The organism is Microvirga rosea (genome assembly GCF_020595095.1).
Lineage (GTDB): Bacteria > Pseudomonadota > Alphaproteobacteria > Rhizobiales > Beijerinckiaceae > Microvirga > Microvirga rosea.
This window is the reverse complement of the sequence record NZ_JAJDOP010000002.1, coordinates 544,741-567,879: the sequence shown is the minus strand read 5'-3', so window position 1 is coordinate 567,879 and position 23,139 is coordinate 544,741. Positions and strand designations below refer to the sequence as shown.

19 protein-coding genes are annotated in these 23,139 nt (G+C 62.7%); 14 read left to right on the top strand and 5 right to left on the bottom strand.

Annotated features, from left to right (window positions below):
* Window positions 1-99: 99 nt before the first annotated feature.
* Window positions 100-972, top strand: coding sequence for a 4-(cytidine 5'-diphospho)-2-C-methyl-D-erythritol kinase (locus LJD17_RS07080; protein ID WP_227383446.1), 873 nt, complete (start codon window positions 100-102; stop codon window positions 970-972).
* Between the two features lie 55 nt (window positions 973-1,027).
* Here LJD17_RS07080 and LJD17_RS07075 read toward each other — a convergent pair whose 3' ends face one another.
* A complete protein-coding gene (locus LJD17_RS07075) occupies window positions 1,028-1,837 on the bottom strand; it encodes a MetQ/NlpA family ABC transporter substrate-binding protein (protein ID WP_227383445.1) in 810 nt (269 codons plus the stop codon).
* Window positions 1,838-2,363: 526 nt separating this feature from the next.
* Complete coding sequence (locus LJD17_RS07070; protein WP_227383444.1) at window positions 2,364-3,383, bottom strand: polyprenyl synthetase family protein; 1,020 nt, start codon at window positions 3,381-3,383, stop codon at window positions 2,364-2,366.
* Window positions 3,384-3,494: 111 nt separating this feature from the next.
* On the opposite strand from LJD17_RS07070, the gene LJD17_RS07065 reads away from it, so the two are divergent.
* On the top strand, window positions 3,495-3,719 hold the full coding sequence (locus LJD17_RS07065; RefSeq protein WP_227383443.1) for a putative signal transducing protein: 225 nt from the start codon (window positions 3,495-3,497) through the stop codon (window positions 3,717-3,719).
* The gene (locus LJD17_RS07060; RefSeq protein ID WP_227383442.1) at window positions 3,712-4,452 is read left to right on the top strand and encodes a tRNA1(Val) (adenine(37)-N6)-methyltransferase; all 741 of its coding nucleotides are present in this window, start codon (window positions 3,712-3,714) and stop codon (window positions 4,450-4,452) included. Before LJD17_RS07065 ends, LJD17_RS07060 begins: the two co-directional genes overlap by 8 nt.
* Before the next feature lie 49 nt (window positions 4,453-4,501).
* Here LJD17_RS07060 and LJD17_RS07055 read toward each other — a convergent pair whose 3' ends face one another.
* Window positions 4,502-4,807 (bottom strand): hypothetical protein, encoded by a 306-nt coding sequence (locus LJD17_RS07055; RefSeq protein ID WP_227383441.1) that lies wholly within the window; start codon window positions 4,805-4,807, stop codon window positions 4,502-4,504.
* A 192-nt stretch (window positions 4,808-4,999) separates the two neighbouring features.
* Between LJD17_RS07055 and LJD17_RS07050 the strand changes: the two genes are divergently transcribed.
* The 4 genes from LJD17_RS07050 (at window position 5,000) to LJD17_RS07035 (ending at window position 9,961) form a co-directional block, all read left to right on the top strand.
* Window positions 5,000-5,881, top strand: coding sequence for a S49 family peptidase (locus tag LJD17_RS07050; RefSeq protein ID WP_227383668.1), 882 nt, complete (start codon window positions 5,000-5,002; stop codon window positions 5,879-5,881).
* A 129-nt stretch (window positions 5,882-6,010) separates the two neighbouring features.
* Window positions 6,011-6,982: a glycine--tRNA ligase subunit alpha gene (locus LJD17_RS07045; RefSeq protein WP_227383440.1), complete on the top strand. Its 972-nt coding sequence runs from the start codon at window positions 6,011-6,013 to the stop codon at window positions 6,980-6,982.
* A gap of 14 nt (window positions 6,983-6,996) precedes the next feature.
* A complete protein-coding gene (gene glyS, locus LJD17_RS07040) occupies window positions 6,997-9,207 on the top strand; it encodes a glycine--tRNA ligase subunit beta (RefSeq protein WP_227383439.1) in 2,211 nt (736 codons plus the stop codon).
* Between the two features lie 103 nt (window positions 9,208-9,310).
* On the top strand, window positions 9,311-9,961 hold the full coding sequence (locus tag LJD17_RS07035; RefSeq protein WP_227383438.1) for a L,D-transpeptidase family protein: 651 nt from the start codon (window positions 9,311-9,313) through the stop codon (window positions 9,959-9,961).
* A gap of 91 nt (window positions 9,962-10,052) precedes the next feature.
* Here the strand turns inward: LJD17_RS07035 and LJD17_RS07030 are convergent, their stop codons facing one another.
* On the bottom strand, window positions 10,053-12,050 hold the full coding sequence (locus tag LJD17_RS07030; protein ID WP_227383437.1) for a calcium-binding protein: 1,998 nt from the start codon (window positions 12,048-12,050) through the stop codon (window positions 10,053-10,055).
* 192 nt (window positions 12,051-12,242) lie between these two features.
* Here LJD17_RS07030 and ppdK point away from each other — a divergent pair, with 192 nt between their 5' ends.
* From ppdK to LJD17_RS07010, 4 genes are all read left to right on the top strand, one after another.
* Window positions 12,243-14,921 (top strand): pyruvate, phosphate dikinase, encoded by a 2,679-nt coding sequence (gene ppdK / locus LJD17_RS07025; protein ID WP_227383667.1) that lies wholly within the window; start codon window positions 12,243-12,245, stop codon window positions 14,919-14,921.
* Between the two features lie 23 nt (window positions 14,922-14,944).
* Complete coding sequence (locus tag LJD17_RS07020) at window positions 14,945-15,292, top strand: GFA family protein (protein ID WP_227383436.1); 348 nt, start codon at window positions 14,945-14,947, stop codon at window positions 15,290-15,292.
* A 166-nt stretch (window positions 15,293-15,458) separates the two neighbouring features.
* On the top strand, window positions 15,459-18,221 hold the full coding sequence (locus LJD17_RS07015) for a hybrid sensor histidine kinase/response regulator (protein WP_227383435.1): 2,763 nt from the start codon (window positions 15,459-15,461) through the stop codon (window positions 18,219-18,221).
* Between the two features lie 175 nt (window positions 18,222-18,396).
* Complete coding sequence (locus LJD17_RS07010) at window positions 18,397-18,786, top strand: cupin domain-containing protein (protein WP_227383434.1); 390 nt, start codon at window positions 18,397-18,399, stop codon at window positions 18,784-18,786.
* A gap of 159 nt (window positions 18,787-18,945) precedes the next feature.
* On the opposite strand, the gene LJD17_RS07005 is transcribed toward LJD17_RS07010, so the two are convergent.
* Entirely contained in the window at window positions 18,946-19,350 is a 405-nt protein-coding gene (locus LJD17_RS07005) for a hypothetical protein (protein WP_227383433.1), read from the bottom strand.
* Between the two features lie 159 nt (window positions 19,351-19,509).
* On the opposite strand from LJD17_RS07005, the gene LJD17_RS07000 reads away from it, so the two are divergent.
* The 3 genes from LJD17_RS07000 to LJD17_RS06990 all read left to right on the top strand — a co-directional run bounded on the left by LJD17_RS07000 (window position 19,510) and on the right by LJD17_RS06990 (window position 23,120).
* Window positions 19,510-20,328, top strand: a complete 819-nt coding sequence (locus tag LJD17_RS07000) for a helix-turn-helix domain-containing protein (protein WP_227383432.1) — start codon at window positions 19,510-19,512, stop codon at window positions 20,326-20,328.
* Between the two features lie 91 nt (window positions 20,329-20,419).
* Window positions 20,420-21,634 carry a cell wall hydrolase gene (locus LJD17_RS06995; protein WP_227383431.1) on the top strand — a complete coding sequence of 405 codons (1,215 nt, stop codon included), beginning with the start codon at window positions 20,420-20,422 and terminating at the stop codon, window positions 21,632-21,634.
* A gap of 85 nt (window positions 21,635-21,719) precedes the next feature.
* The gene (locus LJD17_RS06990) at window positions 21,720-23,120 is read left to right on the top strand and encodes a M10 family metallopeptidase (RefSeq protein WP_227383430.1); all 1,401 of its coding nucleotides are present in this window, start codon (window positions 21,720-21,722) and stop codon (window positions 23,118-23,120) included.
* Window positions 23,121-23,139: the final 19 nt, after the last annotated feature.

The window sequence follows — 23,139 nt, the reverse complement described above, 5'->3', positions numbered from 1 at the left end:
CACGTCCAAGTCGTGTCCAAGTCACGATGGCCGGGTTCAAACCCGGCCATTTTCGTTTGTGGTCTTTTCATTCGGAAGTCCCTCGGGCATGGAACGCCCATGCCGCAATCCCTCGCGACCCGTGCGCCCGCCAAGATCAACCTGACCCTTCATGTCCTGGGGCGGCGCGATGACGGCTACCATGACTTGGAAAGTCTCGTGGCCTTCGCCGGGACCGGGGACGACCTGCGTCTCGAGCCGAGCGAGACGCTCGGCCTCGAAACAACCGGTCCGACAGCCGCTCTCGCCGGTGCGGGGCCGGACAACTTGGTTTTGAAGGCCTCGCGCCTTCTGGCGGAGCGGGTCGAAGGCCTGCGCCTCGGGATGTTCCGGCTCACGAAGCGTCTCCCGGTCGCCGCCGGAATCGGAGGGGGATCATCGGACGCGGCGGCGGCCCTGCGGCTGCTGGCCCGCCTCAATCGCCTGCCTCTGTCCCACCCCTCTGTCCGGGAGGCAGCGCGCCTGACCGGGGCGGATGTGCCGGTCTGTCTCGAGCCGCAGGCGCGCATGATGCGCGGCGCAGGGGAGGTCCTGGGACCTCGGCTCCGGCTCCCGCCGATCTTTGCGGTGCTCGTCAACCCACGGGTCCCGGTCGAGACTCCGGCGATCTTCAAGGAGCTCGGGTTGGCTCCGGGACAGTCCGTTGGGCAGGACCCGCACCCGGCGCTCGATCTCGCATCCGGGACTGCGCTGCTGCGGGGCCTGAAAGCCGCCCGCAATGATCTCGAGGAGCCTGCCAGGCGGCTTCAACCCTCGATCGGGGATGCGCTGGCCCTGCTCGCCGCCATGCCCGGCTGCCATCTCGCCCGAATGTCAGGCTCCGGCGCGACCACATTCGGTTTGTTCGATGATCGCTCACGAGCGGAAGAGGCGAGGGCTCTCATCAGGCGTCAGCAGCCAGTCTGGTGGGTAGAGGCAACAGCCCTGCGGTGAACATGAGAAAACGGCCGGAGCTTGCCGGCCGTTCTTAAGATGACGGAATGGCGGCTTACCAAGCCGGGATGATCGCGCCCTTGAACCGGGTATCGAGGAAAGCTGCGACATCCTGAGACTGGTAGGAAGCCACGAAGGTCTTGATCTCCGGGCGGTTTTCATCGCCCTGGCGGGCCGCGACGAAGTTCGCGTAAGGATTGCCTTCCCGGGTCTCGACGGCAATCGTATCCTTGCGGATGTCGAGGCCGCCATTCAGCGCGTGGTCGGTATTGATCACAGCCGCGTCGAGATCCGGAAGGGCGCGGGGCAGCTGGGCGGCGTCCAGTTCGCTGATCGCGAGGTTCTTCGGATTGTCCGCGATGTCGAGCAGAGTCGGCGACAGACCCTTGCCGTCCTTCAGCTTGATCAGCCCCTGGGCGGCCAGCAGATTGAGCGCCCGGCCGCCATTGCTCGGATCGTTCGGGATGCCGATCTTGGCGCCCTTCGGCAGATCGGCAACGGCCTTCACCTTCTTGGAATAGAGCCCGATCGGCTGCACGAACGTGAAGCCCACCGGCACGATCTTGTAGCCGCGGGCGGCGATCTGCGCTTCGAGGTAGGGCTTGTGCTGGAAGGCGTTGGCATCGAGGTCGCCGCGGGCCAGGGCCTCGTTGACGAGGGCGTAATCCGAGAAGGGCACCAGCTGGACGTTAAGCCCCTTGGTCGCCGCGACCTTCTTGACGACCTGTGCCACCTCTTCCTCGGCGCCGGACATGACGCCGACCTTGATCGTCTGCTCGGCCGCGAGGACGGGAGCTGCGACGCCGAGGGCGACGCCCAGGGCCAAGGCGCTGGACAAGAGAGTGCGACGGGTGAATTCGGACATGACTTCAACCTTTCAAGACAAGGGATAGCCTCGGCTGCCAGAGAGCCGGGCATGTGGTTCAGGGGATGACGAAAGATCAGGCCGTGAAGCGTCGACAGCGCCAAGCCGTGACGGATGAAAACTCCGGCGGGCAAGCTGGCATGGAATGAAGACGCGTCATGGCACATCGATCCTGTGAACCACGAGGCGGGACAACGCTCGTGGCGCTTTAGCGTTTGATGACGCGGCGCAAGCTGCTCGTCTCAAATCACCGCGGCCGATGGCCGGAATGCACCCATCCATCAGCGGATCGAACATGCCCCAGGGCAGCTGTCCGTGTCAACGGAAATGTTCTTTTAAAAGAACGATCTTTGAGGGTAAATTGTTCTCCGAAAGCTTGTCAGTACGGCAATGACCTTCCAACTGACCTCTCAGGGCTGCATTGTCTTGAAAGAGGCGGCCAAAACGAAGGAAAAAGACCTGCAAGGCGTGACGGAGACGGTGGAACCGTTCTGACTGGAGAACGGCCCCGGCCTGTTTTCACGCCTCAGTACGCCCGCGCAATGCAGAAATCGACAGCGTCGAGGAGGGCCTGCTTCATCGGTCCGTTGGGGAAAAGCGCCAGCGCATCGCGGGCCATCGCCCCGTAATGACGCGCGCGCTCCACCGTGTCCTCCAGTGCCCGATGGCGGCGCATGATCGCGATTGCCTGCTCGAGCTCGGCGTCGTCGGTTTGGCCCTTTTCGAGAGCTTTCCGCCAGAAGGCCCGCTCCTCGTCGGTGCCGCGCCGGAAGGACAGCACCACCGGAAGCGTGATCTTGCCCTCGCGGAAATCATCGCCGACATTCTTGCCGAGGGTCGCGGCCTTGCCGCCGTAATCGAGGGCATCGTCCACGAGCTGGAAGGCGATCCCGAGGTTCATCCCGTAGGAGCGGCAGGCCGCCTGCTCGGCTTTCGGCCGATTGGCGATGACCGGCCCGACTTCGCAGGCTGCGGCGAAGAGCTCCGCCGTCTTGCCGCGAATCACCGCCAGGTACTCGTCCTCCGTCGTTTCCGTGTTCTTGGCGGCGGCGAGCTGCATGACCTCGCCCTCCGCGATCACGGTGGCGGCGGCGGACAGGATGTCGAGGGCGCGCAGCGACCCGACTTCCACCATCATGCGGAAGGCCTGGCCGAGCAGGAAGTCGCCGACCAGAACGCTCGCCTCGTTGCCCCACTTGATGCGGGCGGCGATCTTGCCGCGGCGCATGTCGCTTTCGTCGACCACGTCGTCGTGGAGGAGGGTGGCGGTGTGCATGAACTCGACGCTGGCGGCGAGCTTCACGTGGCCGTCTCCCTCGTAGCCGGTCAAACCGGCCGTCGCGAGAGTCAGCATGGGACGAAGGCGCTTGCCCCCGGACGAGATCAGATGGGTCGCCACCTCAGGGATCATGGTGACTTCCGAGCCGGTCCGCGACAGGATCATCGCATTGACCCGCTCCATGTCCGAGGACACAAGAGAGACGAGCTTCTCGATGTTCGCATTCCTGTCGGGATGCTTGTCTTCGAAGGGTACGACGACGCCCACGCTCCAAACCCGGGTTGCCGGCCCGATCAGCCGGTAGGAATATCAAGACACCGTGGCATGGTGGATCTCATGCTGCAATGCAATGCTTGTCGCAGGAGGAGCCAGGCGCCGATGGTCGAAATCGTCAGGACTAGCGATCTCGTTCTGGTCGGCTTCCTACAATCCTTGTTGGAAAACGCCAATATCCCTGTTCTGGTCGCCGATAGTCATATGAGTGCCCTCGAGGGGATGATCGGCGCTTTTCCCAGGCGAATCCTCGTGCCGGACGACCATGAGGCGCAGGCGCGCCGCCTCATCCGTGAGGCCGGTCTCGATGCCGAGCTGCGCCATGGATGACGCGACAGCCGATTCGCTCCTCGGTGGGCAGGTGTCCCTGCGACAGCCGCAAAAGGGCCATCGGGCCGGTTCCGACGCCGTCCTGCTCGCCGCCGCTGCTGCTGTCCAGCCCGGGCAGACCGTGGTGGATGTCGGAGCCTCGACCGGAGCGGTGGGCCTCATGGTGGCCGCGCGGGAAAGGCAGGCCCGTTTCGTTTTCGTCGAGCGTGATCCCGGGCTTGCGAGCCTGTGCCGCCAGAACTGCGACGCCAATGGGATCGACGCGACGGTCGTGGAGGTGGATGTCCTTGATGCCGCGGCCCGCCTCGCCGCCGGCCTGCAGGCCGAATCCGCCGATCTGGTTCTGACCAATCCTCCGTTCTTGGAGGAGGGGAAGGCGCGCCTGTCCCCGGATCGGGCACGCGCTGCGGCCCACGCGCTTCCGGCGGGCGGCCTTGAAGCCTGGATCAAGGCCTGTCTCAACCTTCTGAAGCCGAAAGGGCGGCTGGTTCTTATCCACCGGGCGGACAGGCTCGCGGACTGCCTCGATGCGATGAAGGGACGGTTCGGCGGGATTTCCGTCCGATTCGTCCATCCTGCCGAGAATCAGCCGGCGATCCGGCTGATTCTTTCGGCCAAAAAGGGCTCCCGGGCGCCGATGACGATCCTGCCTCCTGTGGTCCTGCATGATTCGGATGGGCGTTTCACGCCGTTTGCCGCAGCCCTTCATCGGGGCGAGGCGTTGCTGACATGAAAAGGGCGCCTTCCGGCGCCCAGTTCGTTTGGTCAGATCGTATCTTCGTTCAGCGGCAGATCCGGACCGGACGAACGACCCAGCGATATCCGTTCCAGAACCGCTCCGGGCGAGTCCAGCAGCGCGCGACCGGACGGTAGGGACGACCGTAATAGCCGTACCGGGGCGGGGGCGGCGGACGGTGCCAGCGGCCGTATGGACCCCGAGGTGGGCCATAATACTGCACCGTATCGACAACCGAGCTGCCGTGGTCGGACGGCCCGGGGCCGAATGGCAGGGCCGAAGCCGGCTCGGCGGTCAGGGCGCCGAACCCAAGAGCTGCCACGCCGAAGAGGCCGTAAAGAAACTGACGCATCTGAATCTCCTTGCTCGGGCGCTTCATGAACCCGTTACAGAGTAGCGAACGGAACCGTTCTAAGGCCTAATACTTAAGGGAGCCTAACTGAACGAAGCCCGACCAGTTCCCTAAAGGAATATTCATCTTGGTCGCCGGGCACCGGGAATCGTCCGGGTGGCGCAACATTTCCTGCCGCACTACATGCGTATCATGACCCAAGGTTCTCTCGCTTCCCGCCTGTTCGAACGTTTCCAGTTCCTCGTCCCCGCGCGGTTTCGCGTCCGGCATCCGGTCGTCCCCGTGGTGCGGCTCTCGGGGGCCATCGGCGCCGTGATGCCTTTGCGGCCGGGCCTCGCCATTTCGAACGTCGCGACGGTTCTGGATCGCGCGTTCTCGATCAAGGGCGCGAAGGCCGTCGCCATCGTGGTGAATTCTCCGGGAGGATCGCCCGCCCAGTCGCACCTGATCTTCAAGCGGATCCGCGCTTATGCGGACGAGAAGAAGCTTCCGGTTTTCGCCTTCGTCGAGGATGCGGCGGCCTCGGGGGGCTACATGCTGGCCTGCGCGGCCGACGAGATCTTCGCCGACCCTTCCTCCATCCTCGGATCCATCGGCGTGGTCTCCGCCGGATTCGGGTTCGACCGCCTGATCGAGCGGTTCGGCATCGAGCGGCGCGTCTACACGGCGGGCGACAAGAAGGCGATGCTCGATCCCTTCCAGCCGGAGGATCCCCAGGAAGTGGAGCGTCTCAAGGACCTCCAGCGCGAGATCCATCAGGTCTTCGTGTCCCTCGTCCGCTCGCGGCGCGGCGCGAAACTCGACGAGACCAACGGCGATCTCTTTTCGGGTGCGTTCTGGGTGGGAGAGCAGGCCGTCCGCCTCGGTCTCGCGGACGGCATCGGCGACATCCGGACCGTGATGCGCCAGCGCTTCGGCGACAAGGTGCAGCTGCGCGTGATCGAACCGGCGCGCCCGCCGCTGCTCGGCCGCCTCTTCGGCCGCCGCGGCCTTGGGGAAAGCAGCCTGATCGATCCTGACGCCCTGCTCGGAGCTCTGGAAGAGCGGGCATCCTGGTCTCGCCTGGGATTATGAGAGGGTCGCAGGCGTCCGCCGGGAAACCGGATCCGGACGTCCAACGGATCGCCGCACGCCCGCACCCTTGACTTGCGCCGCCCTGCATCCCAAGGGTTCCGCTCGCATTTCACAAGACCGGATGCCGACATGACCAGCGATGAAGCGCACATGAATCCTGCGCGGTCCTTCCAAGGGCTGATCCTGACGCTCCAAAGCTATTGGGCCAGACAGGGCTGCGTCATCCTGCAGCCCTATGACATGGAAATGGGTGCCGGTACGTTTCATCCGGCCACGACGCTGCGGGCTCTCGGCCCCAGGTCCTGGCGGGCCGCCTATGTGCAGCCGTCCCGTCGGCCCAAGGATGGGCGCTACGGCGAGAACCCCAACCGGCTCCAGCACTATTATCAGTTCCAGGTGATCCTGAAGCCGAACCCGCCGAACATTCAGGACCTTTACGTGAAGTCCCTGGAGGCTATCGGAATCGACACGTCGGTCCATGACATCCGTTTTGTCGAGGACGACTGGGAAAGTCCGACCCTCGGCGCCTGGGGGCTCGGCTGGGAATGCTGGTGCGACGGCATGGAGGTGTCCCAGTTCACCTATTTCCAGCAGGTCGCAGGTTTTGAGGTCGCGCCGGTCGCGGGCGAGCTGACCTATGGTCTCGAGCGCCTCGCCATGTACCTGCAAGGCGTCGAGTCGATCTATGATCTCAATTTCAACGGCCTGGAGGGGGACCGGAAGGTCACCTACGGCGAAATCTTCAAGCAGGCCGAGCAGGAATATTCCCGGCATAACTTCGAATATGCCGACACGGAAATGCTCTTTCGCCATTTCCGCGACGCCGAGGCCGCCTGCCGCAAATATCTGGCCGAGGGAGAACCAAAGGCCGGTGCCAACGATCGCCGGCATCTGATGGCGCAGCCGGCCTATGACCAGGCGATCAAGGCGAGCCACATCTTCAATCTGCTCGATGCCCGGGGCGTGATTTCGGTCACCGAGCGCCAAAGCTACATCCTGCGCGTCCGTGAGCTTGCCAAGGCCTGCGGCGCGGCGTGGCTGAAGACAGAGGGCGGAGGGGTAGCCCTCGATCCGTCCAATGCCGCTGCCCTCCAGCCCTGAGATCTGAACGTCCGATGCCCGATCTTTTCCTCGAACTCTTCTCCGAAGAAATTCCCGCCCGGATGCAGCGGCGCGCTGCTGAGGATCTCAAGAAGCTCGTGACCGACGCGCTCGTGGAACGCGGCTTCCTTTATGAGGGCGCCAAGGCCTTCGCGACGCCGCGGCGCCTCACCCTCAACGTGGTGGGCTTGCCGGTGAAGGGGCAGGATGTCCGCGAGGAGCGGAAAGGTCCGCGCGTGGGTGCCCCGGACGCGGCCGTCCAGGGCTTTCTGAAAAGCGCGGGGCTCACCTCCCTCGATCAGGCGAAGATCGAAAAGGACCCCAAGAAGGGCGAGTTCTACGTTGCCCTGATCGAGCGTCCCGGCCGCCCGACCGAGGAGGTGCTGGCGGAGATCATTCCGCAGATCGTCAAGACCTTCCCGTGGCCGAAATCCATGCGCTGGGGTGCGGCGTCCCGGGAGCCGGGTTCCTTGCGCTGGGTGCGGCCGCTGCAATCGATCGTCTGCACCTTCGGCCCCGAAACCGAGGAGCCGGTGGTGGTTCCCGTCCAGATCGACGGCCTTGCGGCCGGCGACGTGACCTATGGTCATCGTTTCATGGCCCCGGGTGCGATCAAGGTTCGCCGGTTCGACGATTATGCTCCGGCCCTGGAACGGGCGAAGGTCGTGCTCGATGCGGACCGCCGCAAGGACATCATTCTGCACGATGCCCGCGATCTCGCCTTCGCGCAGGGGCTTGAGCTCGTCGAGGACGAAGGCCTCCTGGAGGAAGTCGCGGGCCTCGTGGAATGGCCCGTGGTTCTCATGGGGTCGTTCGAGGAAGCTTTTCTCGCCATTCCTCCCGAGGTGATCCGCGCGACCATCCGGGCCAACCAGAAGTGCTTCGTTCTCCGCGATCCGAAGACCGGAGGTCTTGCGAACAAGTTCCTGCTGACGTCCAATCTCGTCGCGAAGGATGGCGGCAAGACCATCGTCGGCGGCAATGAGCGCGTGGTGCGCGCCCGTCTCTCGGACGCCAAATTCTTCTGGGAAACGGACCAGAAGGTGCGCCTCGAGGAGCGCCTCGAGAAGCTGAAGACCATCGTGTTTCACGAGCAGATCGGCACGCAGTACCAGCGCGTGGAGCGTATCGCCGCTCTCGCCAGGGAACTGGCGCCGATCGCCGGCGCCGAACCTGCGCAAGCGGAGCGCGCCGCGCGCCTTGCCAAAGCCGATCTCGTCACCGAAATGGTGGGCGAGTTCCCTGAGCTGCAGGGCCTGATGGGGCGCTATTATGCGTCAATTCAGAAAGAGCCTGCCAGCGTTTCCGCCGCGATCGAAGACCATTACAAGCCGCTCGGTCCCTCGGATCGGGTGCCGACCGATCCGGTTTCCGTGGCTGTCGCGCTCGCCGACAAGATCGACACCCTCGTGGCCTTCTGGGTGATCGACGAGAAACCGACCGGATCGAAGGATCCTTATGCCCTGCGCCGCGCGGCCCTTGGGGTCATCCGCTTGGTGCTCGAGAACAACCTGCGGATGACATTGGGCGAGAATTTCTCCCTTGCCATCAGCAATCTGCAGGATCCGCAGAATCCCGGCGAGTTTGTCGTTCATCGCTCCGGCTCACAAACGCCGCCCGGGCAATATCCTGCCGTCTCAGGGTCACATAAATCGCTGCGGGCAGCCGGGGATGTCGCGGCATCCGTCGTGCCGGACCTTCTCTCGTTCTTCGCGGACCGCCTCAAAGTCTATCTCCGCGATCAGGGTGCGCGGCACGATCTCATCGATGCGGTGTTCGCTCTCGAAGGGCAGGACGATCTTCTGATGATCGTGCGCCGTGTCGAAGCACTTGGACGCTTCCTCGATACGGAAGACGGCAAGAATCTGCTGGCCGGATTCCGGCGGGCCGCGAACATTCTCCGCATCGAGGAAAAAAAGGATGGACGCGCTTACGATGCGGCACCGAATCGGTCCCTCATTCAGGAGCGCGGGCAACCGGAAGAGCAGGTTTTGCTTCAGGTCCTGGAGGACGCATCGTCGCAGGCTCGCGATTATGTGAAGAGGGAGGATTTCGAGGGCGCCATGCGGGCTCTTGCGGCTCTTCGGCCTGCCGTGGACACCTTCTTCGACAAGGTGACGGTCAATGCCGAGGATTCCGAGCTGCGGGAGAACCGCCTGCGACTTCTCAACGCTCTTCGCGATGCAACGCGCACGGTTGCGGATTTCTCGCGTATCGAAGGGTAAGGCCGCATTCTCCCGTTGCTGTTGCAGTCAGGGCACAGCATTGCTGAGTGCTTCGCGATAGGCAGGTCCGCAACTCCGTTTCTCCCGGCTCAAGAAAAAACTGATGATGTTTCGTCGCCTCCTGATCGGCGCTTTGATGAGCGCATCTCTCGCGGCCTGCCAAAGCGTACAGGCCCCGCAGCAATCCGCCGCCGCGGATGATCCTTATGCGGGTTGGTACGTCGGTGTCGCGCCGGATAAACCCTACGACATTCCACTCGTCGACCGTAGCAAGATGGACGCCAAGTACGCTCGCCAGACGGTGGAGTACAAAGGCCCCGAGAAGCCTGGCAGCATCGTGGTCGATATCGATGAGCGCATGCTCTATCTCGTCCAGCCCGACAACAAGGCGGTCCGCTATGGCGTCGGCGTCGGCAAGCAGGGCTTCTCCTGGCGCGGCGTGGCATCGGTCGGCCGCAAGGGCGTCTGGCCCGCATGGTCGCCGACCAAGACCATGGTCAGCATCAAGCCGGATCTGCCGCGCTACCGCGAGGCCGGTCTCGACAATCCGCTCGGCGCGCGCGCTCTGTACCTGTACCAGGACGGCCGCGATATCCTGTTCCGTATCCATGGAACCAACGAGCCGTGGAGCATTGGCGAGCAGGTCTCGTCCGGCTGCGTGCGCATGCTCAATGAGGACATTGCGGACCTCTACGAGCGCGTGCCCGTCGGCTCGACGGTCTATGTGAAGCGCAACGGCCGTTACCGGGTCTAAGACACCACATTCGACAGATCATACGATCCGCCAGAGCCCGGGCTCTGGCGGATTTTTTCGTGGTTGATTTAGGGACGACGCGTCACGTTCTTCAAATGATCTTGAAGTCGTCGACGGTCATCTTGAGCTTCTTGGACAGCGTGGCGATCTCCATCGCCTTGCCTTTGCCCGAGCCGTCGGCATCGTAAAACAGCACGCCCTGCTTGTTGTCGTAGATCAGATAGTCGTTCTTGTCCTTGGCGTGATCGCCAATGCTGAAGAACGCCTTGTTGAGCTTGCCCGGCTTCAGCTCGCTGCCCTTGCCTAGCTTCTTGAAGATGGCGTTGTCGAGCCAGATCGTGTCGTCCTTGACGTTGAAGTCGGCGATCTTGTCGAGGTTGGTCTTCTTGTTCAGCTTGGTGTTGAACACGAACACGTCCTTGCCTTTTCCACCGAACAGCACGTCCTTGCCGAGCTTGCCCCAAAGCTTGTCGTTGCCGTCTCCGCCCGTGAGCCTGTCGGCTCTCGATGTTCCATACAGATTGAGGGGTACGGGGGCCGAGGCGGTGACCGGTTGGGGAGGGGGAGCATAGAGCGGAGCCGCAACGGTGACGTCGCTGAATTGGAGATATTCGATGCTTGTCAGCACATCCTTGCCGTCGCCCTCGGCCCGGTTGTCGGTGATTGTGATGGTTCCATCCGCATTCGCAACAACGGAATAGCTGCTCCGGCTCGAAGAAAAGACTGCCGTATCGCTTCCCGAGCCGCCGTCCAGAACATCGTTGCCGGCTTCGCCGTCCAGGTGGTCCGCGCCTTCGTTGCCGAAGAGCAGATCCGCGCTGTCGCCGCCTTGCAGACGATTGTCGACGCTGTTGCCGGTCAGGCGGTCGGCTGCCGAGCCGCCGACGAGGTTCTCAATTCCGGTCAGGATATCGTTGCCGAGACCGGTGTTCTGGACCACCTCCAGCCGCAGGTCGACCGTCACGATGGCAGTGCCGGCATAGACGGCAGTATCCACGCCGTCGCCGCCATCGAGAACGTCGTTGTCAGCGCCCCCCTCGAGCGTATCGTTGCCTTTCGCTCCGCTCAGACTGTCCAAGCCCGTCAGGCCCTTGAGAACATTGTCGCCGTCGCTGCCCGTGATCGTGTCGGCGCCCGCACTGCCGACGACGTTTTCGAAATTCAGGAACGTATCGGTGCCCCAGACGCTCGTCTGCTCGGTTTCGATCCGCAGATCGACATGGGCGGAGAGATTGGGGTCGGTGGACAGTTCGTAGCTGAGCGTATCGATGCCGCCCCCTGCATCGATGGTGTCGTTCCCCAACCAGTCCGAGAAGACCTCGCTGCCGGAACCTCCCAGTGCTTTGTCATCTCCCGTTCCGAGGAGAACCGTTCCGGTGATCTTCCCCTGCCGGTTGTCGAAGACGTCGTCGCCGCCTCGAAAATCGACGCTGCCGGTGATCAAGCCGCGATTGATGAGTTCGTTGCCGGCGCGGCTTCCTTGAAAGGCCAGATAACCGCCCGTGAGCGTTCCGGTATTGGTGATCACGGTAGCGGTGCCGGTCACTTCCGCCAGAACGATGCCGAACTGGGATCCTTCCACGAGGCCATTGTTCGTAATCGTGCAGTTGTCGCCGGTGACGACCATTGCATTCTTGGAGCCGATGATCGAACCCGCATTCTCGATGATCGTCCCATGGCCATAGGCTTGGAGGCCGATCTCCGCGGCGATCGAGCCGTTGTTCACCACGATGCTGTTGCCGTCGCCCAGGCTGATCCCGGTCTGCGTTGCTTCGATGCGGCCGTGATTGATCACGGAGGCCTGCTTTTGGAGGGCGATCCCATACCCGGACGAGGCCGAGATGGAGGCCTGGGAATAAAGAACGATGTTGTAGGAGTTCCGCGTTGTCGACGGATCGTAGATGCCGCCTCCGGCCGACAGGGAGCCATAAAGGAAGATCGTGCCGCCGGCACCGGCGGTCGCGTCGATTCCAAAACCCGAATCCGGTCCCGAGACGGATATTCCCGGATTGACAGTGACGGAGCTCTGATCTGTCGTGAGGGCGATGGTCGAGGCTTGGTCGGAACTGATGATAAGAGGGGAAGGCATTGCTGAACCTGATGAAACAGCAATTGTGATACAACATCCGGTGCCGTGATAAACTCTCCGTTCGGGAGGGAAAGGCGACATTCGTCGCCGGCGGGCCACCGGAACCTTGGCCGTTCAGGTTGCGTTGTGGATCGGCATGCTTCAAGCCAGCACCTGCATGACGGCAGGTCATGTGAGCCAAAGGGTCGGATGATGACGAAGTGGGTTTATACCTTCGGTGACGGCAAGGCTGAGGGCGAGGCGGGAATGAAGAACCTGCTCGGGGGCAAGGGCGCCAATCTCGCAGAAATGTCCAATTTGGGCTTGCCGGTGCCTCCAGGGTTCACCATCACCACCGAGGTCTGCACGTATTATTACGACCACTCCCGTTCCTACCCGCCGGAGCTGAAGGGCGAGGTCGAGAAGGCTCTGGCCTATATCGGCCGTCTCACCGACCGCACCTTCGGCGACGCCGAGAACCCGTTGCTGGTCTCCGTGAGATCGGGGGCCCGCGCCTCCATGCCCGGCATGATGGATACGGTTCTCAATCTCGGCCTCAACGATCTGACCGTCCAGGCCCTGGCGAAGGGAGCGGGCGACGAGCGCTTCGCCTATGATTCCTACCGCCGTTTCATCACGATGTACTCCAACGTGGTGCTGGGGATCGAGCATCATCACTTCGAAGAAGCTCTCGACGAATACAAGGACCGGCGCGGCTACACTCTCGACACGGATCTGACGGCCGACGACTGGAAAGCGCTGATCCCGCGCTATAAGGCCATTGTCGAGAGGGAGCTCGGCAAAGCCTTCCCGCAGGAGCCGGAGGAGCAGCTGTGGGGCGCGATCGGAGCGGTCTTCGGCTCCTGGATGAACAACCGCGCCATCAAGTATCGCGAGCTGCACAGCATTCCCGCCAGCTGGGGAACGGCTGTGAACGTCCAGGCCATGGTCTTCGGCAATATGGGCGAAACCTCGGCGACCGGCGTCGCATTCACTCGCAACCCCTCCACGGGCGAGAAGGAGCTTTATGGCGAGTTTCTCATCAACGCGCAGGGAGAAGACGTCGTCGCCGGCATTCGTACGCCGCAGGACATCACGGAAAAGGCGCGTGTCGCCTCAGGATCCGACCGCCCATCCATGGAGCAGGCGATGCCGGTCGCCTACAACGAGCTGGTGCGCATCTACGGCATTCTCGAAAAGCACTACCGCGACATGCAGGACATGGAATTCACGGTGGAGAAGGGCAAGCTCTGGATGCTCCAGACCCGCAACGGCAAGCGCACGGCAAAAGCGGCCTTGCGCATTGCCGTGGAGCTCGCATCCGAAGGGCTGATCACGCAGGAGGAAGCGATCACGCGGGTCGAACCGGCCGCCCTCGACCAATTGCTCCATCCCACCATCGATCCCAAGGCCGAGCGCAAGATCCTGGCGACCGGCCTGCCCGCATCGCCTGGCGCCGCCTCCGGCGAGATCGTGTTCAATTCGGAGGATGCGGAGGCTGCCAAGAAGGCCAGCCGCAAAGTCATCCTGGTGCGGATCGAAACGTCGCCGGAAGACATTCACGGCATGCATGCGGCGGAGGGAATTCTCACCACCCGTGGCGGCATGACCTCCCATGCCGCGGTTGTTGCCCGCGGCATGGGCAAGCCGTGCGTTTCCGGCGCCGGCTCGATCCGCGTGGACTACAATGCGCAGACCATGACCGTTGCCGGACAAACCCTGCGCAAGGGCGACGTCATCACCATCGATGGAGCCAACGGTCAGGTTCTCCTCGGCCAGGTGAAGATGCTCGAGCCTGAGCTTTCCGGTGAATTCGCGACCCTCATGGGCTGGGCCGACACGGTGCGCGGCATGAAAGTGCGCGCCAACGCGGAAACACCGCTCGATGCGAAGACTGCGCGCACCTTCGGCGCCGAGGGCATCGGTTTGTGCCGCACCGAGCACATGTTCTTCGAGGGCGATCGCATCGTCGCCGTGCGGGAGATGATTCTGTCCGACGACGAGGCGGGTCGTCGCGCGGCGCTGGCGAAACTCCTGCCAATGCAACGCGAGGATTTCATCCAGTTGTTCACGATCATGAGCGGCTTGCCGGTCACGATCCGCCTGCTCGATCCGCCCCTCCATGAGTTCCTGCCGCATACGGAAGCGGAGATGGACGAGGTCGCGCGAGCCATGAACACCTCCGTCGACAAGTTGAAACGGCGGGCCGTCGAGCTGCACGAATTCAACCCCATGCTCGGCTTCCGGGGCTGCCGTCTGGCGGTCGCCTATCCGGAAATCGCCGAGATGCAGGCACGCGCCATTCTGGAGGCTGCCGTCGAAGCCGGGCGTGCCACCGGAAAATTGGTGGTGCCGGAAATCATGGTGCCGCTCGTCATGACAAAGGCGGAGCTCGATCTGGTGAAGGAGCGGATCGTCACGGTCGCGGAGGCGGTCGCCAAGGAGACCGGCGCCAAGGTCGATTATCAGGTCGGGACCATGATCGAACTGCCGCGTGCCGCGCTCCGGGCCGAAGAAATTGCCGGTACGGCCGAATTCTTTTCCTTCGGCACCAACGACCTGACCCAGACGGCCCTTGGGATCTCCCGCGACGATGCCGCGTCCTTCCTCGGCTCATATACGCAAAAGGGAATCCTGCCGGCGGACCCGTTCGTCACCATCGACCAGGAAGGCGTCGGAGAGCTGATCAAGATCGCGGTCGAACGGGGACGCAAGGCCCGTAACGGCATCAAGCTCGGTATCTGCGGCGAGCACGGCGGCGATCCCGCGTCGATCCATTTCTGCCAGGGCATCGGCCTTGATTATGTGTCGTGCTCTCCTTACCGTGTGCCGATCGCGCGGCTTGCCGCGGCCCAAGCCGCATTGGGCAATAAGGCGGCGAGCCAAGCCTGAGGGGCTGCGGGGCGGAGTCATCGATGACGCACAAGGGATCCTGCCATTGCGGTCAAGTGACGTTCGAGGTCGAAACCGACCTCGAACAGGTCATGGAATGCAATTGCTCCCATTGCAGCCGAAAAGGTTACCTTCTGACCTTCGTGCCTCATGCGGCTTTAAAGATAACGCAAGGTGAGGATGCGCTCTCCACCTACACATTCAACAAGCACGCCATTCAACATCGCTTTTGCCCTTCCTGCGGCTGCGCTCCATTCGCCGAAGGGCAAAAACCATCCGGCGAGAAAACGGCTGCCATCAACGTGCGGTGTCTGGAAGGTCTCGACCTCAAGGCGCTGACGCCGATCCCGGTCGACGGCCGGAGCTTTTGACGCCGTCGCGTGCGGATTCGCACGACCCATCCCAGCCTATAGTTGCATTGTTATAGAATACCATTTATGTAAGCTTTTGCCTGTCCATGGGTAAAGTATGGACGGACCGTGACGCTACAGAAAGGAAGCTGCCGGCTCATCGGCTGGCTTTCCTCGAAAGATCAAGATGCCGCAGGGCCTCGGCACTCAAAAGGATATCGTGCTTCACCGCCCCTTCGGGTCTTCTGGCCGGGTGAGCGATTCCGGACAGGTCGGCCTTGATGTGACCGCGATCCTGAGCGCTCTTGAAGCCGCACCGGGCTTCCTCTGTCTGGTCAAGGGGCCTCACCACAAGATCGTCTGGGCCAACAGGGCTTTCGGCCAACTCGTTCATCATCAGGATGTTGTCGGGGCTCCGGTGACAAGCCTCATGTTCGCAGCAACTCCGCGCTTCGCCGAATGTCTGGAGAGAGCTTGCGCGACAGGGCGACATGTCGCCCTTCAGGACGTGATGATCGATTATCAGCCTGAGTCGGGAGGGCCGGTCGAGGAACGTTTCGTCGACTTCAACGCCCAACCCGTCGTGAATGCCGAGGGGCTGGTCGACGGTATCATTCTTCAGGGCAGCGATGTCACCGATCGCGTTCGCTCGGCCCTTTCGTTCAAGGCGAACAGCGATCGGGCCGACCATATCCTCGATCTTCTGGGCGATGGCTTCGTCGCCTTTGACGAGGAATTCCGTGTCGTGAAGCTCAATCCCGCGGCCCTGCAGTACGACGGGCGCGCGGAGCATGAAATCCTCGGCAAGACGCATTGGGAAGCATGGCCGACCTCCGCCGGGTCCTCCCTGGAAGAGGCCTATCGCCGCTGCTTGACGGAGCAGATGCCGGTCACGCTCCTGCGTCGCTATCTCGGCTTCGGCAAGGATCGCTGGCTCGAGCTGCGTATTTGCCCCACGCCAGAGGGCGTCGTCAGTTTCTATCGAGACGTCACCGAACGGAAGATCGCCGAGGAAGCTCTTCGGGCCAGCGAAGAGCGCTTCCGGGCGCTCGTTGAGGCCGTGCCTCACCAGGTCTGGGAGGCAGGACACGACGGGAGGGCCGAATGGTTCAACGGCCGCTTCTATGACTACGCCGGAGTGTGCGTCACCGATCTCGAAAACGGCGCGTGGAGCACTGTCATCCACCCGGACGATCTGGAGGAGACGTCCCGGGCATGGAGACATGCTCTCGATAACGGGACGATTTTCGAGAGCCGGTTCCGGCTCAAGCGTGCCAGCGATCAGTCTTACCGCTGGTTCTTGTCGAAGGGTGTTCCCGTTCATGATGCGCAAGGCCGTGTCATGCGCTGGATAGGGACGAACACCGACATTCACGATCAGAGCGTTGCCGCGCAGGAACTCGAGGCCCTGAACGCGCAACTCGAGGAGCGCGTTGCCGAACGCACCCGCGAGCGCGACCGCATGTGGCGGCTTTCGACGGACCTCATGATCGTGCTCGATGCCGATCATTCGATCATTGCGACGAATCCGGCGTGGAAGACCCTTCTGGAATGGGACGAATGCGATCTCGTCACCAAGCCATTTTCAGACCTTCTTCATCCTGAGGAGGCGGGTAAGGGCCTTGCGGTCGAGCGGGAAGGGGCAAATCCCTTACGCTATGAAAATCGCGTCCGGCATCGCGATGGATCGTTTCGCTGGATCTCCTGGACCATCGTGTCCGACGAAGGCTTTATTCATGCGATCGGCCGTGATGTAACCACGGAGCGCGAAGCCGCCAGGGCGTTGCTTCAGGCCGAAGAGGCTCTTCGGCAATCTCAGAAGATGGAGGCCGTCGGACAACTGACCGGCGGTATCGCCCACGACTTCAACAACCTGCTGACAGGCGTCATCGGCTCGATCGATCTGATCCAGACACGGATGGCCCAGGGCAGGAACGATCAAGTGCAGCGCTATCTGGAATCCGCTCTCGGATCGGCGAAGCGCGCCGCTGCCTTGACGCATCGGTTGCTGGCCTTCTCCAGACGCCAGCCGCTCGATCCCAAGCCGGTGGACGCCAACATGCTGATCGCATCGATGGCGGAACTCCTGCGGCGCTCGACGAACGAAGCCATCCGGGTGGAAGAGGCGTTCTTCAAGAACCTGTGGCTCACCCATTGCGATGCGAACCAGCTTGAGAACGCCCTTCTCAACCTCGTCATCAATGCCCGCGATGCCATGCCTGACGGTGGCCGGATCGTCATAGAAACGATGAACCTTGCCGTTGCGGACGACGGTGCCGCGCAAGAACATGGTGTTTCCATCGGTGACTATGTCGGTCTCGTGGTGTCCGACAATGGATCCGGAATGCCTCGGGACGTCATCGAAAAGGCATTCGAGCCGTTCTTTACGACAAAGCCCCTGGGCCAGGGCACGGGCCTCGGCCTGTCGATGGTTTACGGTTTCGTGAAGCAATCCGGCGGCCATGTCCGGATTCACTCCGAGGTCGGAGAAGGGACCCGGGTGACGATTTACTTGCCCCGCTATCTCGGCTCCGAGACGCCCAAAGTCGATACGAGCAACGCCATGTCGGGGCGTGCCACGGCCGGGGCGACTCTTCTGGTCGTCGAAGACGAGCCGGTGGTCAGAACCCTGGTGGTCGAAATGCTCCAGGACATGGGCTACCGCGTTCTCAGCGCGGGAGATGGGGCCGAGGGCTTGCGCATCCTGCACGCGGGCGAGACGATCGACCTTCTGCTGACCGATGTGGGGCTTCCCGGATTGAACGGGCGCCAGCTCGCCGACGCGGCGCTGCAGAGCCGCCCTCGTCTCAAGGTCCTGTTCATGACGGGTTATGTCGAGAACAATCTTCTGAAAAGCGGCTTCCTGGGCCCGGGCATGGAGGTGATTTCGAAGCCGATCGCCTTCGATTCCCTGGTCGAAAAAATCGAGGCGATGATCCATCAGGCATAGCGGATCAACCCCGAAGAAGGCCCCAACCGTCACCTTGGGCCTGCCCCACCCGTTCGAAGGCGAAGTTCCGCTTGCGGCGCACACCGATGCTCGCAGGGCCTCGTGGTGTTATCCCGCCCCATCCATGGTAGGCGTGCGTCGTTTCGGCATGCCGAGCCAGAAGGAATCAACCGCAATGAAGTGCCTGCGCATCTATGCCACCCCGGACGGCGAGTCGCATTTCGACGAAGTTGAACTGCCGACGACGAAGAGATCGGTGCACCCCGACGCCGTCCCGTTCGAGGTTTCGGCCAGCTATCCGGCGTCCCGCGTCCGCATTACCCGCATCCCGGCGGGGATGCGCGAGGTTGCCTGGCATACGGTTCCAGAACCGGTGCTGACAGTCAGGCTGGATGGTTCGGTTGAATATGAGACGAGCGACAGAGAGGTGCGTCACGTTCAGGCGGGTAGCTTCGTGTTGGTGGAGGACACGCACGGTAAAGGCCATCTGTCGCGCCATTCCCCGGAGGCGCAGACGGTCATCTGGATTTCACTGCCGAAGGGCCTCGAATTACCGCCCGCATAGTCCGTCTGTGGATGCCGTCGGCGCTGCCGAGGATCTGCCTTTCATCCATTGCGGGCATTCATGCCGTGGAACGGCTTTGCGCCGTCAGCGATAGAAGGCGCTGACGGCGGTGCGTGCAGTCGCCGAGGCGTGTAGCGACGCCTCGGTTTCGTTCAGACCCTAAACCGCAAAGGCTTCTCTCGAGCGCCGGAGGCCGACATATTGCAGCTCCGCATACATGAGGACGACAAGTCCTTGCGCAATCACGAAGGCGTATCCTGCCCGGGTGGGCTCGACCCAGCCGCTCATGAGCAGAAGCAGGCTGTCGATGGCCCAGACGGCGTTGCCTATGACGACCGCCCACACCATGCCCCGCGGCAGATGCTCGCGCAGACCTAAGTATCCGACAAGGCCCGCATAGGGCAGAAGCGCGAGACCGGCGAGCCGCAGCAACGGGACCGGTAGCCCCAGAAGCGATGCGAGCGGTCCCGCGGCCAGAAGCATCAGGAGGCCACAGGCTGCGCTGGTCGAGGCATCCGCGATCAGAGCCTGACGGAGGAGGGGGGAGGAAACGATGACGGACATGGCAATCTCCTTCATGATCGTCGTTTGACGGTCCCTGGCGAGAAGGGCCTCGTGCCGTTTCGCCGTGTCGACCATGCCTCACAATGATCGGTGCCTGTTGGTCGGTCGATTACCTCGCAGGTCATGGATGCGGATCGCCGCTTCGGCTATCGTTCCTCCATGAACACACATACTTCCACTGTCGGCGATCATCTGCGCGAGTGGCGTCAGCGCCGCCGCATGAGCCAAATGGACCTCGCTCTCGAGGCGAATATCTCCACCCGTCATCTGAGCTTTCTGGAAACCGGCCGCTCCCAGCCGAGCCGTGAAATGGTGCTGCATCTCGCGGACCAGCTCGACATTCCCTTGCGTGAACGCAACATCCTGCTCGTCACGGCCGGCTATGCACCGGTCTATTCACACCGCTCCCTTGAGGATCCTGCCCTCGAGGCCGCGCGGCAGGCCATTGATCTGGTCTTGAAGGGGCATGAGCCGTATCCGGCTCTTGCGGTGGACCGTCATTGGTCGCTCGTCGCTGCGAACGAGGCTCTGCCTCCCCTGATCGGCGCGGTCGATCCGGACCTGATGAAGCCGCCCGTCAACGTGCTCCGCCTCAGCCTGCATCCACAGGGCATGGCTTCGCGTATCGTCAACTTCCCGGAATGGCGCGATCATATCCTCACCCGCCTGCATCATCAGGTGGAGGTCACGGCAGACGGGACCCTGGCACGGCTGATGGACGAGCTCCGCTCCTATCCGGCTCCCGCCGGCACCGCGCGTCCGCCTCATCCACGACAGGATTATGCGGGTGTCCTGGTGCCCCTTCAGCTCCGGTCGGACGAGGGCGTGTTGACGCTCTTCAGCACCACCACGGTGTTCGGCACCCCCATCGACGTGACGCTCTCGGAGTTGGCCATCGAGGCGTTCTTCCCCGCCGATGCACAGACCGCCGCCATCTTGCGCAAGCTCGTGGCAAAGCCATCCGGACCCGGCTCTTAACCGGGTATCAACCTTAATCATCGATAACCGATTGGAAGTCGGAGCCGCCCTGGTGGAGGCTCTTCGTAGTCGGTTCTGTAGGGTTGGTCGCGTGCGTTTTCGGAATCGTCGCTCTCGGGTCAGATGGATTTGCGCCACCGTAGCGCCCTGGGCGCTGGCTGCCGGCGTGCTGGTGTCCTTCACGGCTTCCGCCAGCAACGACGTGCATTCCGGTTTCAGCTTCACGTCCCGCAGCCCCGCGGCGCGGCTCGGCGACGGGGGACTTGTTCCGCCCGTCGCGGCAGCCCTCGCGAGCAAACTCCAGCTCGGCCGGGACATTCTTCGTACGACCCCGCGCTACGACCTTGGCGACGATGCTGGAGCGCGAGGCGAGCCCTTGCGCGGCGAGATGAAGACGGGCGCCGGAAGCTTTCCGGCGGTTGATCGAAGCGCCAAGGCCGGCCGCGCCGTGCCGCACCGGGCGACCCTCTCGGAGCGGGCTCAGGAAATCCGCATGAGCCTCGGCTCGTCGGCCGGCCGTCTCCTGTTCGATCAGAACGAGAACCTTCTGCCGCCGACGATCCTCATGGAAGGAAAGCTCGAAGGGCCGGAGCTGGAACAGCGCGGTTTCGAACCCTGGCAAGCCCCCGAGTTGACGACAACCCGGCAGGCGACGTCGATTCAGTCACCGGCGGCCGCCGCGGCAGGCTCGACGGGCGCAGCCGCCAGCCAGACGACCCCGCTGGTCAAGCGGGCGATCGTGCTGTCCTCGACCACGCCCGCGCCTGCGGACGCCACGCCGATCGAGATTGCGGCGGCTCCCGTTTCGCGCATCGAGAAGAACGGCCTCGGCACGACATCCATGGCCCGATCCGATGAAGAGCGTCCGCGCTATGCGGACCTCATCGATCCCGACAATATGAGCAAGGAACAGCGCTGCCTGGCGGAGGCCGTCTATTTCGAGGCCCGCAGCGAATCGGAGGAAGGGCAGGCGGCTGTCGCGCAGGTGGTTCTGAACCGGGTGAAGAGCGGTCTCTATCCGGCTTCGATCTGCGGCGTCGTGTATCAGAACCGCCATCGTCACCTCGCATGCCAGTTCACCTTCGCTTGCGAGGGCAAGGCCCTGCGCGTAACGGAGACCGAATCCTGGGATCGCGCCAAGCAGATCGCCAGCGCCGTGCTGGAAGGCAAGACCTACCTGGCGGATGTGGGAGGCGCGACCCATTATCACGCCAACTACGTGAAGCCTTACTGGGCACGACGCCTGAAGAAGATGGACGTCATCGGGCGCCATATCTTCTACAAACTCAAGTCAGGCCAGACCTGACCTTACGAAACGTGTTCTTCGACACGACACACAAGCCTAATTCATATTATAACGTCTCTGTTGTCGATCAGCTGCGGAAGCCGCTATGGGCGCCATCAGAGACATTCCGGGACGGGGCTATGGCAGCCCTTATGTGGACTCGCTCATATGGGGCGGAAAAGCCTGGGATCCTGGGCAAGGGCCGATCAAGTACCTGTTCGGCAACCGGGCGAACTTTGAGGCTGCGAGCAAGCGGCACGGGTTCAGCGCCTATATCTGGGACGCTAAGGACATTGAATCCTGGACCGCCGACGAGATCAGCGCCTTTAAATCTGTCCTGTCGCTTTACGCGAAGGTCAGCGGTCTGACCTTCGCGCCCGCAGGCTCCGTGGCGGAGGCCGATATCGTCTGGTGGAAGTCCGATCTCTGGGATGGGGTCGCCGGCGTGCACGAGCCTCCTCTCCAGACGCCCGCATGGGGATACTTTAATCCAACCGAGACTTGGAAGAATCTCAAACCGGGCGGCGACGGACGCAACACGATCATCCACGAGATCGGCCACGGGCTTGGGCTTGCGCATCCTCATGACGGCGGTTGGGAAGCCGATGCTACGAGATTTCCGAGCGTGTCCACCTCCGCCGATACGGGCTGGTACGGTCTGAACCAGGGTGTCTGGACCGTCATGTCCTACAATGCCGGGTGGAACCGGAGAGGTCTTGATCCGAGCTATGGGGCGCAAGGAGGGCTCGGCGCCTTCGACATTGCGGCGATCCAGGCTCTTTATGGCCCTAACCTCGAAACGGCACTTGGGGGGAACGTCTATCATCTTCCGACACGCAACGCTCCCGGGACCGGATGGTCCAGCATCTGGGATGCAGGAGGGATCGACACCATCAGCGGCGTCCATTCCCGTGAGAGCGTCGTTATCGACCTGCGTTCCGCGACGCTCCGAAGCAAGGATGCTCATGCGGGCGGTTATGTTTCGTCGCAAAAAGGCATCTCCGGCGGCTTCACCATTGCCCATGGCGTCACCATCGAGAATGCGGCCGGCGGGGCTGGAAACGACAAGATCTGGGGTAACGCGGGTCCGAACCTTCTGCGCGGGCACGCAGGCGATGACGCTCTGCATGGTCTTGCCGGCGACGATGTGCTTCAAGGCCGGGTCGGCAAGGACATTCTGGTCGGAGGTCCAGGGCACGACACCTTCGTGTTCGATACCGTCCTCGACGGAAAACGAAATGTGGACCGGATCGCGGATTTCCGTCCGGGCGAGGATGCGATTCGCCTCGACCACCGGATCTTCAAAGCGCTTGCGCCGGGCCTCCTTGAGGATGGAATCTTCCGCAACGGCCTGAGCGCCGCGGATGGGAACGATCATATTCTCTATGATCCCGGGATGGGGGCGCTCTCCTATGATCCGGACGGATCCGGGGCTCGTTCACCCCTTCAATTTGCGGTCCTCCACACTCATCTCGTGATGAATTCTCACGATTTTCTCGTAACTTAAGGCCGCCATCCTGCGGGTT

What these genes read in the sequence shown, in the direction of transcription:
- LJD17_RS07080 (WP_227383446.1), top strand. Translation starts at nt 100, where the DNA reads ATGCCGCAATCCCTCGCGACCCGTGCGCCCGCCAAGATCAACCTGACC.
- LJD17_RS07075 (WP_227383445.1), bottom strand. Translation starts at nt 1,837, where the DNA reads ATGTCCGAATTCACCCGTCGCACTCTCTTGTCCAGCGCCTTGGCCCTG.
- LJD17_RS07065 (WP_227383443.1), top strand. Translation starts at nt 3,495, where the DNA reads ATGGTCGAAATCGTCAGGACTAGCGATCTCGTTCTGGTCGGCTTCCTA.
- LJD17_RS07060 (WP_227383442.1), top strand. Translation starts at nt 3,712, where the DNA reads ATGGATGACGCGACAGCCGATTCGCTCCTCGGTGGGCAGGTGTCCCTG.
- LJD17_RS07055 (WP_227383441.1), bottom strand. Translation starts at nt 4,807, where the DNA reads ATGCGTCAGTTTCTTTACGGCCTCTTCGGCGTGGCAGCTCTTGGGTTC.
- LJD17_RS07050 (WP_227383668.1), top strand. Translation starts at nt 5,000, where the DNA reads ATGACCCAAGGTTCTCTCGCTTCCCGCCTGTTCGAACGTTTCCAGTTC.
- LJD17_RS07045 (WP_227383440.1), top strand. Translation starts at nt 6,011, where the DNA reads ATGACCAGCGATGAAGCGCACATGAATCCTGCGCGGTCCTTCCAAGGG.
- glyS (WP_227383439.1), top strand. Translation starts at nt 6,997, where the DNA reads ATGCCCGATCTTTTCCTCGAACTCTTCTCCGAAGAAATTCCCGCCCGG.
- LJD17_RS07035 (WP_227383438.1), top strand. Translation starts at nt 9,311, where the DNA reads ATGATGTTTCGTCGCCTCCTGATCGGCGCTTTGATGAGCGCATCTCTC.
- LJD17_RS07030 (WP_227383437.1), bottom strand. Translation starts at nt 12,050, where the DNA reads ATGCCTTCCCCTCTTATCATCAGTTCCGACCAAGCCTCGACCATCGCC.
- ppdK (WP_227383667.1), top strand. Translation starts at nt 12,243, where the DNA reads ATGACGAAGTGGGTTTATACCTTCGGTGACGGCAAGGCTGAGGGCGAG.
- LJD17_RS07020 (WP_227383436.1), top strand. Translation starts at nt 14,945, where the DNA reads ATGACGCACAAGGGATCCTGCCATTGCGGTCAAGTGACGTTCGAGGTC.
- LJD17_RS07015 (WP_227383435.1), top strand. Translation starts at nt 15,459, where the DNA reads ATGCCGCAGGGCCTCGGCACTCAAAAGGATATCGTGCTTCACCGCCCC.
- LJD17_RS07010 (WP_227383434.1), top strand. Translation starts at nt 18,397, where the DNA reads ATGAAGTGCCTGCGCATCTATGCCACCCCGGACGGCGAGTCGCATTTC.
- LJD17_RS07005 (WP_227383433.1), bottom strand. Translation starts at nt 19,350, where the DNA reads ATGTCCGTCATCGTTTCCTCCCCCCTCCTCCGTCAGGCTCTGATCGCG.
- LJD17_RS07000 (WP_227383432.1), top strand. Translation starts at nt 19,510, where the DNA reads ATGAACACACATACTTCCACTGTCGGCGATCATCTGCGCGAGTGGCGT.
- LJD17_RS06990 (WP_227383430.1), top strand. Translation starts at nt 21,720, where the DNA reads ATGGGCGCCATCAGAGACATTCCGGGACGGGGCTATGGCAGCCCTTAT.